Here is a 12,926-nt window from a genome sequence, read left to right on the forward strand (position 1 = left end):
CGTCGACCTCCGGACGGCGCGTCGGCCCCCGGATGGCGCGTCGGCCTCCGGACGGTGGCAGTTCTCAGGCGGCGTCGACCCCGACCGACCCGCCCGCGGTCGCGTCGCCCGCGGGGTTCTCGACGGTCAGGTCGACGGTCGTCGTGCGCACGACGGTCGCCTCGTCGCCGCCGCCGGCGACGTCCGCGCGGAACACCACGTCCAGCGTCGTCGTGTCCGTCTCGCCGCCGGACAGGTCGGCGGCCGAGAGGGTCTCGCTCGTCACCGCGTCGCCCCGGGCGGTGGCGTCGGCGCGCTCGAACCGCGCGGTCAGGCCGCCGTCGACCGCGGAGAAGTCGGGCGGCGCGTCCGCCGCGCCGTCGGACTGTTCGCCATCGGGTCTCCCGACCGACGCGACCTCGCCGGGCGTCGCGCCCGGGTCGGTCGCCGCGAGCGTCTCGCGGTACACCTCGTCGACCCCGGCGTCGCTCCCCACGGCGAGCGTGAGCGTCACGCGCTCGACGCCCTCGGAGAAGTCGGTCCAGGACACCTCGACGGCGGGCGAGAGGTAGACGGACTCGATCCGGCCGTCGTTGCTCGTGACCGTCGGGGCGTCGCCCGCCTCGAAGGCCGCCGGCTCGCCCTGCACTGCAGCCGCCGGCTCGCTCGACGCGGTGAGCGCTCCGGCCCCGACGAGTGCGGCGCCCCCGACGGCCGCGACGCTACCGATCAGGGACCGTCTGGAGACCGATTCGGACGAACCGCCGTTCCGTGAGTGGTCGCTCATCACGGCGCGGAGTGGCCGCGGTATCGCGCATAAACCGTCGGTGAGTCCGGGACGCCGCTCAGCCTTTGATGTTACAGACGGGGAACGTCCGCGCGACCTTGTCGCCGATGCCGAGCTCGTCGCTGACGCGGATCACCTCGTCGATGTCCTTGTAGACCCCGGGCGCCTCCTCGGCGATGGTGGCGCCGGACTGCGCCTTCACGTAGATCTGCTGGCCGTCCTCGAGGTCGTCCTGGACGTCGCCGCCCCAGAACTCCTGTTTCGCCTGCGTCCGGCTCATCAGCCGGCCGGCGCCGTGGGCGGTGGAGCCGAACGACACCGACATCGACTCGGCGCCGCCGCGGAGCACGTACGACCCGGCGCCCATGCTCCCGGGGATGATGACGGGCTGGCCGGCGTCGCGGTACACTTCGGGCACGTCCTCGTGGCCCGCGGGGAAGGCGCGCGTCGCGCCCTTGCGGTGGACGTACAGCTCCCGCTCGGCGCGGTCGACCGCCTCGTCGCCGACCGCGGGGCGGCCGTCGGCGTCGACGCCGACCTCGTGGGTCTCCTTCTTCGCGATGTTGTGCGCCACGTCGTACAGCAGCTCCATCCCGAGCTCCTCGACCGGGTCGGCGTCGAACACCTCGCCGAACGTCCGGCGGGCCTGGTGGGTGATCAGCTGACGGTTCACCCACGCGAAGTTGATGCACGCGCCCATCGCCCCGTAGTACTCGTCGGCAAGCTCGGAGCCGGCGGGCGCGGCCGCGAGCTCCTTGTCCGGCAGCTCGGCGAGCAGGTCGCCGTGCTCCTTCTCGATCCGCCGGAGGTAGTCGTTGCAGGTCTGGTGGCCGAGCCCGCGGCTCCCGCAGTGGATCAGGACGACGATCCCGTCCTCCTCGAGCCCGTACGACTCGGCGACCTCCGGCAGGAACACGTCGGTGACGCGCTGGACCTCGAGGAAGTGGTTCCCGGAGCCGAGCGAGCCCATCTGGTTGCGCCCGCGGTCCGTCGCCTTCTGGGAGACGTACTCCGGCCGCGCGTCCGGCCGCCGCCCCTCGTCCTCGCAGCGCGCGAGGTCGCTCTCGATCCCGTACCCCTGCTCGACCGCCCACTCGACGCCGCGCTCTAAGGCGCCCTCAATCGCGTCGGCGTCGCCGTCGATGACGCCGCCCCCGCCGAGCCCGGAGGGGACCGCCTCGAAGAGCGCGTCGACCAGCTCCGACTCGCGACCGCGAACGTCGTCGTAGCTAAGATTAGTTTTCACCATTCTAACACCGCAATTTATGTCATAGCCGACAGCTCCGGGCGATATACAGCCGGTTCGGGCGTCGATCGCGCCCACGCCGCCGACCGGGAAGCCGTACCCCTGGTGGCCGTCGGGCATGCAGAGGGCGGGCTCGGCCATCCCGGGCAGATGGGTGGCGTTTTTCAGCTGTTGCAGCGAGTCGTCCTCACCGATCTCTTCTAACAGGGCCTCGCTGGCCAGCACCCGCGCGGGGACGTTCATGTCGCCCTCGCGGGGGATCTCCCAGACGTGCTCGCGCACCTTCTCCAGTCGGATCCCGTCGAACTCGCGCGTGGTCATACCCGGCGTTCGTCGCCGGGGGAGAAGGGCGTTGCGTCAGCGGGCGCGGGTGCGGCGGCGCCTGGCGGTCCCCCCGTTCGCTCGCAGGAGCGTGTCACACGTCGAAGACGACGTACGCGTACCAGCCGTCGTCTCGGCGGTCGAGGGTCATCTCCGAGTAGGTGACCGCCTTGATCTCGCGGGCCGCGACGTCGCCCAGCGGGACTCCCCGGGCCGTCGCTTCGACGGTCCACGCCGCGTCATCACCGCTCTCGGTATCGTCCGGTCCCGAGACCGTACACCGGTGGTCGGCCGGGAGGACGAGCCGCACGTCGCGCTCGTAGATCAGCTGGTCGAGGTAGTCGAAGAGCAGCGCCTCGCGGCTCTCGGCGGTCACGGAGAGCTCGAACCGGTCGCCACCTTCGGGGACCGCCTCGCAGCTCGCGGCGGTGAGCCCGTCGGCGACGGCCTCGAACAGCGCCGCGAGGGTCGGCGCGGTCGCCTCGACCGCGACGTCCGCCGTGTGATCGCGGAGGGCGTAGCTCATCGGTCGTCACCCCGATCGTCGGGCGCGATCCGCTCGCCGCCTCCCCCGTCGCGGTCGGCGTCGGTCGCGGCGCGGTCGAGGGCGACGCGGGTCGGGGACGCGCGGCGGAGTCGCCGCCGGCCCGGTTGCGACGGGTCCATTACCGCACACCGAGGTCCGAGCGCGACAAAACGCTTCCGTCGGCGGAGCGCTCGGGTCGGCGGGGCGCTCGGGTCGGCGGGGCGCTCGGGTCTTCGTGCGACCGCGGCCGGGTCCGACCCTCTCGATCGTCTCTCCGGGAGCCCCGCCTCCGAGTCGCGTCCTCCCGCCCCTCCGACCGCAACCGTCCCCGGTGGCGGTGGAGTTATATTCCGTTGGCGTGTTAGCCTCCTGCAGTGAGCGTTAACGTGGAAAAGCGGACGGAACCGCCCGGCGAGGCCGACCACGCGACCGAGGCGTGGGAGCTCAAAGAGCGGATCCGGTCGGCGGAGGGCGTCCTCCGACAGCGACGGGGGTTCTTCGTCGACGCCTACCGCCGGTCCACGACGCACTTGCTCGTCGAGAACGACGAGATCGTCGCGTTCGCCTCCGTGCGACGCGACGGCTACATCCTCTTTCTGGCCGTCCACCCCGATCACCGCGGGCGCGGCCACGCCGAGCGGCTGATCGCCGACGTGGCCGAGGACCACCGGTCGGTCACCTGTCACGCCCGCACGACCAACACGCGGGCGCTCGGCTTCTACGAACACCTCGGCTTCGAGGTGGTCCGCCGGATCGACGACTACTACGAGGACGGCGGCGACGCCTACTACCTCAAGCTCGGCGGCGAGTCGCTCCGCGAGCGGCTCTCCGGGTTCGTCGGCCGGTAGGGTCGGAAGCGCGGAGTGGCCCCCGCAACCCTCCGACCCCGCCGGAACCGATAGCCATTAGCACGCGCCGCGAGGAGACGCGGACATGACAGACGCCACCCCCGCGTCGCTCGCGGACCGCGTCCGCGACGGCGAGCTTCGCTTCCACGAGCTCGAAGAGCACGCAGACGAAGACGTCGCCGCGGCGGCCCGCCGGCGCCTCGTCAGCGAGACCGCGGACGCCGACGTCGAGGTCCTGGGCGAGTACGCGTTCGACGCCGCCGACGCCCACGGGTCGAACATCGAGAACATGGTCGGCGCGGTGCAGGTGCCGATGGGCGTCGCCGGTCCCGTCGCGGTAGACGGCGGCGCGCTCTCGGGCGAGCGCTACCTCCCGATGGCGACCACGGAGGGCGCCTTGGTCGCCTCGATCAACCGCGGCTGCTCGGTCGTCAACGACGCCGGCGGCGCGACCGCGCGCGTGACGAAGAGCGGGATGACCCGGGCGCCCGTCTTCCGCGTCGCCGACGTGGCCGAGGCGGAGGCGCTCGTCTCGTGGGTCCGGGACAACGAGGAGACGCTCCGCGAGGCCGCCGAGTCGACGACGAGCCACGGCGAGCTGCTGGACGTGACCCCGTACGTCGTCGGCAACAACGTCTTCCTTCGGTTCCGCTACGACACGAAGGACGCGATGGGGATGAACATGGTCACCATCGCGACCCGTGAGGCCTGCGACGCGATCGAGGCAGAGACGGACGCCTCGCTCGTCGCGCTCTCCGGGAACCTCTGTTCGGACAAGAAGCCGGCCGCGATCAACGCGGTCGAGGGGCGCGGGCGCTCCGTGAGCGCCGACGTGGAGATCCCGCGCGAGGTCGTCGAGGAGCGGCTCCACACGACGCCGGAGTCGATCGCCGAGATCAACACTCGGAAGAACCTCGTCGGCTCCGCGAAGGCGGGCGGGCTCGGTTTCAACGCGCACGTCGCCAACGCGGTCGCGGCAATGTTCCTCGCCACCGGCCAGGACGAGGCGCAGGTCGTCGAGGGCGCGAACGCGATCACGACGGCGGAGACGACGCCGGAGGGCGACCTCTACCTCTCCGTGTCGCTCGCGAGCCTCGAAGTCGGCACCGTCGGCGGTGGGACGAAGCTCCCGACGCAGGCCGCCGGGCTGGACGTCCTCGGCGTCCGCGGCGGCGGCGACCCCGCCGGCAGCAACGGCGACGCGCTCGCGGAGGCGATCGCGGTGGGCGCGCTCGCGGGCGAGCTCTCGCTGCTCGCGGCGCTCGGCTCCCGACACCTCTCCTCGGCGCACGCTGACCTCGGACGGTAGGTCCGGAAACGGGGCGAACGGGCCTCGGTCAGTCCGACCAGGCCGCGCAGTCCTCGCACAGCGCGTCGCGACCGGCGTCGGTGACCCGGAAGACCTCCTCGCCGGTCACCCGTTCGACGAGCCCCGACGCGTCGAGCGCGTCCAGTCGCGACTCGACGTGATCGACGTACAACCCGGTGTTGCTCGCGACGAACGCGGGGTAGTCGGTCCCGACGTCGGCGAGATACGCGAGCACCCGCTCGTCGGTGCGGGTGAGCGCGGTCGCCGGGGGATCCGGGTCGCCGTCGCCGTCCTCGGGCGACGCGTCTCCCTCCGAACCTGGAGTCGGTGCGTCTGACGCGGGCATGTCGTCCGTGTTAATGGTTACCAATATAAAGAGTATTCCGGTAGTTCTCGCTCGCTGGGAGGCGCCGAGAGAGCGCGGTCGACTCGAGACCCTACGGGCTCCGTTGTGACGCCCGGTCAGTCGTCGGCGCCCGCCGACTCGCCATCGGGGGCGGGCCCCTCGCCCGACCGGTTCGCGAGCATCGGCGTCCCGTCGGCGCGGGGGCCGAGCCGCGGGCCGTGCGGGCCGTCGTCGGGGTCGATCCGGCGGCGGGCGCGGTAGTCGGTCGAGCGCTCGACCGGGGTGCGACCGATCGCCGTGATCATCTCGACGTAGTCGCCGAACGAGCGGAACTCGCCGTAGTCGCCGCCGGCGCGTTTGGTGATCTCCTCCGAGAGGATGGTGCCCATGAAGTCGTCGGCGCCGCAGTTGAGCAGTTTGAGCCCGTGCGCGTCGCCCGACTTCACCCACGAGGCCTGCACGTGGTCGACGTTATCTAAGAAGAGGCGCGCGACCGCGACGACGAGCTCGTCCTCGTCGCGCGAGGGGCCGGACTCGACGACGCCGTGGCGGTAGAGCGGCGTGTTCTGGTGGATGAAGGAGAGCGGGACGAACTCCGTGATCCCCCCGGTGCGGTCCTGCAGGTCGCGTATCACCCCGAGGTGTTCCGCGCGGTGGGCGACCGTCTCGACGTGGCCGTACATCATCGTCGAGGTGGTGTCGAGGCCGGCCGCCATCGCGCCCTCCATGGCGTCGACCCAGTCGTCGGTGCGGATCTTCCCCGGACAGATCACGTCGCGGACCTCGTCGACGAGGATCTCCGCGGCGGTACCGGGCGCGGAGTCGAGCCCCGCGGCCGCCAGCTCGCGGTAGACCGTCTCGTAGTCCCAGTCGGTGCCGCGGGCGGCGTGGTACGCCTCCTCGGGCGTCATCGAGTGGACGTGGACCCCGCCGACCGACATCGCCTCGATCTGGTCGACGTAGGTGCCGGGATCGGTGGCGTACCGCTCGGGCGGCTTGTAGTTCACCGCGCTCTCGGGGTCGTCGTACGACCGGAGGATTTCGTGGTGCTCCTCGTTCAGCGCGAGCGCGGGGTGGAGCCCCGAGACCGAGCACACCTCGTAGACGCCCATGTCGAGGGCGTCCTCGACGATCGCGCGCGACTCCGCGGGGGTCTTCGTGAAGCCCGCGTGGTCGGCGTCGCTGTCGGCCTCGAAGGCGTGCGCGGAGTCCTTGAAGTTGCAGAACAGACAGCCGGTGTTGCAGGCGGTCGTGACGTTGTTGTTGAGGTTCGCGACGAACGTGACCTCGTCGCCGACTTCCTCGCGGCGCCGCCGGTCGGCGAGTTCGAGGACCTCCTCCTTCCGGACCGGGTCGATCCCCTCGGTGTCCGTGCCGGTCGCGAGCAGCTCGGTCGCGTCGTCGACTGAGAGTCGAGTTCCGTCGCGGGCCTTCGCCAGCGCGTTCTCGAACGACTGGTCGGTCGACGGCTCGGCGAAGCCGAAGTCGTCGTCGAGGTCGGCGGCGTCGCGGTCTGTCGCGTCGGGGTCCCGCGCCGGATTCATCGCGTGTGTCTCCCCGTCCCACGGATAAAAACGGGACGGTCACGGCACCCCCTCTCAGAACCGTGATGCGGTCGCACGCGCGATGTGTGGCGGCAACGGGGTTTCGACCCCTCGACGGCGACGTGATTTATAAATCAACGAGGGGCGCCCGGTTTCGTATTTAAATCACCGCGGTGGCGTCGCCGGCGCTACGCGCCGGCTGCAAGCGAGAGCTTTGCTCTCGTCCTGCGTGCCTGCGAGCGGCCATCGGCCGCGAGCAGCGCGCGCGAGGTCGCCGGCGGCGGAGCCGCCGGCTGCCAGAGAATCTTCGATTCTCGCTGGACGCGGTGAGCGCTCGGAGAGCGCGAACCGCGAGGCTGGGGAGGTGTGAGGCTGCGGTGCTGTGCGGGGCTTTGCAGGTGTTCACCGCAGAGTTGTCGACCGCGTATGGCCTCACGGGTGAGGCTTCGGAGATGTTCGTCGTCGCTCCGCCAGCAACGAGTATTTATAAATAAACGACCAGATCCAACGAGTATTACGCCAACTCCCGATCCTCGTCGGCGTGCGCCCGGACCCACAGCTGGCCGATCCGCGAGAGGGTGGTCCGATAGGACTTCCCGCGCTCCTCGCGCTCGATGTACCCCTTGCCGCCGGGGCCGAGCCGGTCGACGTTGTAGATCACCTTCGAGCGGAACGAGTCGGTGTACTCCTCGTTGAGGTCGGCGGCGAGCGTCTCGGCCAGCTCCGACACCGACTCGAACTCGCCGTGCTCGCCCAGCGTGAACAGCACCAGCTCCTCGAACGGCTTGACGTTCTGGAAGGAGGCGACCGGGAGCTCGATCACGTGGCTGTCGCCAATTTTTTTCGCGCCGATGGTGGTGCCGCGCTCGTCGAACTCCGCGAGCAGGTCAGTGGTGCTCGCGAGCCGGTCGGCGACGCGGTCGTCGGCCACCGCGTCGTCCGCGACCAGCTCTCGCAGGAGGTCGCGGTTCGCCCGGAGCTCCTCCGCGAGCTCGGTCTCGAGGTACTTCTCCGGGGCGGTGTAGTAGGTGTGGATTCGGTCGCGGTCGTCCTGCCGCTCGACCATGATCGAGTGGGCCGCGGTCGCGAACGCGAAGGAGACCGGGCGGGGCATCGAACAGAGGTTCACCCACACCTCGCGCTCGTCGGGGGGATCGCCGGAGTCGTCGCCCGCCGAGCCGTCCCCCGCCGAGCCGTCGCCCTCGTCCCGATCGAGCTCCGCGTTGATCAGGTCGAAGGCGCGCTCGAAGGCGGCGTCGTAGTCGTACACGTCGTCTAACCGCTCGCGCACCGTTTCCGCGCCGAGGAGGTTCTTGAAGTCCTGCTCCAGCTTGCGCGCGATGTTGCGCGAGTACTCGACGTTGGCCTCGCTGCCGACCGTCCCCTCTAGGAGGATCACCCGGTCGACGTCGAACTGGTCCCGGATGAGCGGGGCGATCATGCGGTCGTAGTCGAAGCCGACCGGCACGATGTGGGTCTGCATGAGTGAGCGTTTGGCGGGACGCGGTTATAAACGACCGCAAGCGACCCCGCCGTCCCGATCGAACGCTTCCGCGAGCAGTAGCGTTATTCGCTCGACGCCCCAATTCGAATGTGGTATGTCACAGCAAGGCGTTCAAGACGAACTCTACGTCGACCAGTACACGCTCGGGCTGGTCGGGCCCGACCAGGAGTGGGCCGGTACGGTCGCGGACGGCGGGACGGTGGAGACGTACACGCCGCCGGGGTGTTGGGGGCCGATGGTGACGCCCTCGTTCCGCGGCGGCCACGAGGTGACCCGCCCGATCCGCGTCGAAGGCGCCGAGGTCGGCGACGCGATCGCGATCCGCATCCGCGACGTGACCGTGACCAGTATGGCCACCAGCACGGGCTCGATGGCGGAACGCGAGGGCGCGTTCGGCGACGACCCATTCGTCGACCACCGCTGCCCCGAGTGCGGGACGACGTGGCCCGACTCCGTCGTCGAGGGCACCGGCGAGGACGCGATCCGCTGTGCCGAGTGCGGCGCCAACGCCTCCTCGTTCGGCTTCGAGTACGGCTACACAGTCGCGTTCGACCACGAGAACGCGGTCGGCGTCACCCTCGACGAGGACGGCGCCCACGAGCTCGCGCTCGACGCCGAGCGCGTGATGGACATCCCGGAGAACGCCCGCCAACACCCGATCCTGCTGTACGAGCCCGACGGGATGCCCGGCACGCTCGGGCGACTCCGACCCTTCATCGGGAACATCGGGACGACGCCGTCGGTGACGATGCCCGACTCGCACAACGCGGGCGACTTCGGCCAGAGCCTGATCGGCGCCGACCACGACTACGGCGTCGAGACCGAGGCCGACCTCGAGAAGCGCACCGACGGCCACATGGACATCCCGGAGGTCCGCGCGGGCGCCACGCTGATCTGCCCCGTCGAGGTCGACGGCGGCGGCGTGTACGTGGGCGACCTCCACGCGAACCAGGGCGACGGCGAGCTCTCCCTCCACACCACCGACGTGAGCGGCACGGTCACGATGGACGTGGAGGTGATCGAAGGGCTCGACCTCGACGGTCCCGTGCTGCTCCCGAACGAGGAGGACCTCCCCTTCATCAGCAGGCCGTACGACGACGACGAGGTCGCGGCGGGGCGGGACCTCGGCGCGGAACACGGCGTCGACGTCGACACCGACATGGCCCCGATACAGGTCGTCGGCTCCGGCGCCACCGTCAACGACGCCACGCAGAACGCCTTCGACCGCGCGGGTCAGCTCCTCGACATGAGCGAGGGCGAGATCCGCGCCCGGTGTACCTTCACCGGCGGCGTCCAGATCGGTCGCCTCCCGGGCGTCGTCCAGCTCGACCTGCTGGCGCCCCTGGACCTCCTCGACGAGCGCGGACTCGGCGACGCGGCGAGACAGCAGTACGGGCTGTAAGACGCCGTCGCCGCGCGAAATGGCGCCGGCGACGCCGACCGCACTGCCGTCCGAATCAGGTGTCGCGCGCCTCGTCACCACCGCGACCGCCCGCGTCCGGCGGCCCGCCGCGACGGCCCCGCCGGGATCCGCCTCGTCGGCCCCTGCGACTCGGCTTTCGTTCTGAGGCGCTCGACCCGCTCGTCGATCGACGGGTGCGTCGACAGCCAGCGCTCGGCCGGGTTCTCGGTCCGTTTATACGTCGACAGCGGCGCGAACGGCCAGGAGGGTTCCGCGGCGCGCTCGATCCGGCGGAGCGCTCGCGCGAGCGCGATCGGGTCCCCGGTCACCTCGGCCGCGCGGTCGTCGGCGGCGAGCTCCCGCTTGCGCGAGCGCGACCGGGCGACGAGCGTCGCGAGCACGAAGGCGGCGAACAGCCCGCTCGCGAGCGCGCGGTGAAGCCGCGCGAAGGGGCCGGACCGGTCGCCCGGTCGCCCGCGGATCCACGCCGAGCCGGCGGCGAGCCCGGCGAGCGCCAGCAGGGCCGGCAGCGCGATCGCCGTGGCGAATCCGACGAGCGCGCGCCCGATCCCGTCGGCCATCGCGAGCGCCAGCCCGTCGTTGCCCTCGAGGTGCGCCAGCTCGTGCGCGACGATCGCCTCCACTTCGCGGGCCGAGAGGATCCGGAACAGCGACCGGTCCATCACGAGGGCGCCGCCGCCCGGTCCGCCGCCGACCGCGAACGCGTTCGGCGTCCGGGCGTCCGTGACGTACAGCTCCGGGCGGTCGACGCCCATCAGGGCCGCGAGCGCGTCGACCCGGCGGTGGAGGTCGGGCGCGCGATCGCGGGGAAGCCGGTCGCCGTCGAGGCTCGCGAGGATCTGCGCGGTGCCGATCCGGTAGCTGAGGTACGCCGAGCCGACCGCGACGGCGGCGAGCAGCGCGAGGAGGACGGGGAGGTCGGGGCGGGCGGCCCAGAGGAACCGCAGCGCGTCGGCGACGAACAGCGCCGCAGTCAGGTAGATCGCGAGCAGCGCGACGCCGACGACGGCCGCGGCCGCGCGGAACGCGAGCCGGGACATATCCGACCGTACGGGGCGGGGCGTCAAACCCGTTGCGTCGTCGCCCACCCGGAACGCGCCCCGGTCGGCTCCCTCGCCCGCGCCGCCGGAAGGAAAAGCGGTAATTCCCCGGCCGCGAAACGGCTCCCATGGACGCACGCGTTCGCGAACACGCGGAGATCATCGCCGACCACTCCACCGACATCGGGTCGGGCGACGACGTGGTCATCCAGCTGCCGAAGGAGGCCGAGGACCTCGCGGTCGCCCTCCACGAGGTCTGCGGGGACCGCGGCGCCAACCCCGTCTACCTCAACTACTCGAAGCGCGCGCAGCGCGCCTTCAAGCGCTCGTCGGACGAGTTCAGCGAGCCGAGCCACCGACGCGCGCTCTACGAGGAGGCCGACGTGTTCGTCATCGCGCGCGGCGGCGCGAACGCCACCGAGGACGCCGACATCGACCCGGAGACCAACGCGGCCTACAACCGCGCGATGGAGGAGGTCAAGCGGACGCGCCTCTCGAAGACGTGGTGTCTCACCCAGTACCCGACCGCGAGCCACGCTCAGCTCGCCGGGATGAGCACCGAGGCGTACGAGAACTTCGTGTGGGACGCCGTCTCGCTCGACTGGGACGAACAGCGCGCGTTCCAGGAGGAGATGGTCGAGATCCTCGACGAGGCCGACGAGGTCCGCATCACGTCGGGCGAGGAGACCGACCTGACGATGGACCTGTCGGGCAACGCCACGCTCAACGACTACGGCGAGGCGAACCTCCCCGGCGGCGAGGTGTTCACCGCGCCGACGCGCGACGGCGTCGACGGCGAGGTCCACTTCGACCTCCCGTTGTACCGCTACGGCCGCGAGATCGACGGCGTCCGCCTGCGCTTCGAGGACGGGGAGGTCGTCTCCCACTCCGCCGAGCGCAACGAGGACTTGCTCTCCGGCATCCTCGACACCGACGAGGGGTCGCGCCGGCTCGGCGAGCTGGGTATCGGGATGAACCGCCAGATCGACCGGTTCACCTACAACATGCTGTTCGACGAGAAGATGGGCGACACCGTCCACATGGCGGTCGGCTCCGCGTACCCCGAGACGGTCGGCGAGGGCAACGAGGTCAACGAGTCCGCCGAGCACGTCGACATGATCGTCGACATGAGCGAGGACTCCGTCATCGAGGTCGACGGCGAGGTCGTCCAGCGGAACGGGACGTTCGTCTTCGAAGACGGGTTCTGAGGGCGGTCTGAGGGCGGTCTGAGGACGGATCTGAGGGCGGTGCGTCACTCGGGACCGGACGCGTCGCGCCCCGCACGCCGGCGGGAGAACGCCGCGTACGCGACGACGAGCACGCCGAACAGCCCGACGGTTCCGAGCGCGGCGGCGCCCGGAGAACCGGCGAGCGGCGCGATCTCACCCTCGGGCGCCGCGACGAGGTCGACGACGCCGGTTCCAACCGAAGCGGCGAGGACGGCGAGCCACATCGTCCCCACCGCGTATCCGAGTTCGACGAGCCGGTCCGTCCGCGCCGCGTGCGCGACGACCGCGCCGCCGCCGAGGACCGGGACCGCGACGAGCGGGCTCGTCGGGTCGGCGAGGAGGACGCTCCCACCGATCGCGATCGCCGTCCAGTACACGGCGACGGCGACGACCGTACGGAGCCAGTCGGGAGCGATCACGACGTGCGGGTTCGGGCGGCCCCCACAAAACGGTCGGGGGAACGCGTCGCGATCGTGACGCACGCGGTATTTATGTCGTCGGGGTGCGTATCTCGGCGTATGCCAGAGGAAGTCCTTTTTAAGTCGGAGAGCCGCCGGAGCCGCGACGAGATCGCCGCGTACCTCCGAACGGTCGCGGACACGCTGGAGTCCGGTAACGCGATCACCCTGAAGAAGGGCGAGCAGTCCGTGACGATGGAGCCGCCGGCCCGACCGACGTTCGAGGTCAAAGCCGAGCGCGAGGGGCCGAGCGACGGGCCGGGCGAGCTCAGCGTCGAGTTCGAACTGGAGTGGGAAGAAGACGGCGGCGGCGACGGCGACGGCGACGGCGGCGAGTTACAGATCGAGTAGCCCGACGGAACGTCG

Annotated in this window: 14 protein-coding genes; 5 read left to right on the forward strand and 9 right to left on the reverse strand. The window is 71.0% G+C overall.

Going from position 1 to position 12,926, the window contains the following annotated elements; genetic code table 11:
• Positions 1-64: 64 nt before the first annotated feature.
• The 4 genes from C468_RS05505 to C468_RS18350 all read right to left on the reverse strand — a co-directional run bounded on the left by C468_RS05505 (position 65) and on the right by C468_RS18350 (position 2,999).
• The gene (locus tag C468_RS05505) at positions 65-766 is read right to left on the reverse strand and encodes a hypothetical protein (RefSeq protein ID WP_008847886.1); all 702 of its coding nucleotides are present in this window, start codon (positions 764-766) and stop codon (positions 65-67) included.
• Between the two features lie 58 nt (positions 767-824).
• Positions 825-2,333 carry an RtcB family protein gene (locus C468_RS05510; RefSeq protein WP_008847887.1) on the reverse strand — a complete coding sequence of 503 codons (1,509 nt, stop codon included), beginning with the start codon at positions 2,331-2,333 and terminating at the stop codon, positions 825-827.
• 94 nt (positions 2,334-2,427) lie between these two features.
• On the reverse strand, positions 2,428-2,859 hold the full coding sequence (locus C468_RS05515; RefSeq protein WP_008847888.1) for an archease: 432 nt from the start codon (positions 2,857-2,859) through the stop codon (positions 2,428-2,430).
• Positions 2,856-2,999 carry a hypothetical protein gene (locus C468_RS18350; RefSeq protein ID WP_161609722.1) on the reverse strand — a complete coding sequence of 48 codons (144 nt, stop codon included), beginning with the start codon at positions 2,997-2,999 and terminating at the stop codon, positions 2,856-2,858. The genes C468_RS05515 and C468_RS18350 overlap by 4 nt, the downstream gene beginning before the upstream one ends.
• Before the next feature lie 234 nt (positions 3,000-3,233).
• Here C468_RS18350 and C468_RS05520 point away from each other — a divergent pair, with 234 nt between their 5' ends.
• Together C468_RS05520 and hmgA are read left to right on the forward strand one after the other, a co-directional pair.
• The gene (locus C468_RS05520) at positions 3,234-3,707 is read left to right on the forward strand and encodes a GNAT family N-acetyltransferase (RefSeq protein WP_008847889.1); all 474 of its coding nucleotides are present in this window, start codon (positions 3,234-3,236) and stop codon (positions 3,705-3,707) included.
• Positions 3,708-3,792: 85 nt separating this feature from the next.
• A complete protein-coding gene (hmgA, locus tag C468_RS05525) occupies positions 3,793-5,016 on the forward strand; it encodes a hydroxymethylglutaryl-CoA reductase (NADPH) (protein ID WP_008847890.1) in 1,224 nt (407 codons plus the stop codon).
• 28 nt (positions 5,017-5,044) lie between these two features.
• On the opposite strand, the gene C468_RS05530 is transcribed toward hmgA, so the two are convergent.
• The 3 genes from C468_RS05530 to C468_RS05540 all read right to left on the reverse strand — a co-directional run bounded on the left by C468_RS05530 (position 5,045) and on the right by C468_RS05540 (position 8,389).
• The gene (locus C468_RS05530; RefSeq protein ID WP_008847891.1) at positions 5,045-5,362 is read right to left on the reverse strand and encodes a DUF2250 domain-containing protein; all 318 of its coding nucleotides are present in this window, start codon (positions 5,360-5,362) and stop codon (positions 5,045-5,047) included.
• A gap of 116 nt (positions 5,363-5,478) precedes the next feature.
• Entirely contained in the window at positions 5,479-6,906 is a 1,428-nt protein-coding gene (cofH, locus tag C468_RS05535) for a 7,8-didemethyl-8-hydroxy-5-deazariboflavin synthase subunit CofH (RefSeq protein ID WP_008847892.1), read from the reverse strand.
• Positions 6,907-7,420: 514 nt separating this feature from the next.
• A complete protein-coding gene (locus tag C468_RS05540) occupies positions 7,421-8,389 on the reverse strand; it encodes an HFX_2341 family transcriptional regulator (protein ID WP_008847893.1) in 969 nt (322 codons plus the stop codon).
• A gap of 115 nt (positions 8,390-8,504) precedes the next feature.
• Between C468_RS05540 and C468_RS05545 the strand changes: the two genes are divergently transcribed.
• Positions 8,505-9,812 carry an acetamidase/formamidase family protein gene (locus C468_RS05545; RefSeq protein WP_008847894.1) on the forward strand — a complete coding sequence of 436 codons (1,308 nt, stop codon included), beginning with the start codon at positions 8,505-8,507 and terminating at the stop codon, positions 9,810-9,812.
• A 74-nt stretch (positions 9,813-9,886) separates the two neighbouring features.
• On the opposite strand, the gene C468_RS05550 is transcribed toward C468_RS05545, so the two are convergent.
• The gene (locus C468_RS05550; RefSeq protein WP_008847895.1) at positions 9,887-10,873 is read right to left on the reverse strand and encodes a M48 family metallopeptidase; all 987 of its coding nucleotides are present in this window, start codon (positions 10,871-10,873) and stop codon (positions 9,887-9,889) included.
• A gap of 128 nt (positions 10,874-11,001) precedes the next feature.
• Here C468_RS05550 and C468_RS05555 point away from each other — a divergent pair, with 128 nt between their 5' ends.
• Positions 11,002-12,081, forward strand: a complete 1,080-nt coding sequence (locus C468_RS05555; protein WP_008847896.1) for an aminopeptidase — start codon at positions 11,002-11,004, stop codon at positions 12,079-12,081.
• Positions 12,082-12,125: 44 nt separating this feature from the next.
• On the opposite strand, the gene C468_RS05560 is transcribed toward C468_RS05555, so the two are convergent.
• Positions 12,126-12,521 carry a hypothetical protein gene (locus C468_RS05560; protein WP_049912088.1) on the reverse strand — a complete coding sequence of 132 codons (396 nt, stop codon included), beginning with the start codon at positions 12,519-12,521 and terminating at the stop codon, positions 12,126-12,128.
• A gap of 99 nt (positions 12,522-12,620) precedes the next feature.
• On the opposite strand from C468_RS05560, the gene C468_RS05565 reads away from it, so the two are divergent.
• On the forward strand, positions 12,621-12,911 hold the full coding sequence (locus C468_RS05565) for an amphi-Trp domain-containing protein (RefSeq protein ID WP_008847898.1): 291 nt from the start codon (positions 12,621-12,623) through the stop codon (positions 12,909-12,911).
• The last annotated feature ends 15 nt before the right edge of the window (positions 12,912-12,926 follow it).

The organism is Halorubrum kocurii JCM 14978, assembly GCF_000337355.1.
Lineage (GTDB): Archaea > Halobacteriota > Halobacteria > Halobacteriales > Haloferacaceae > Halorubrum > Halorubrum kocurii.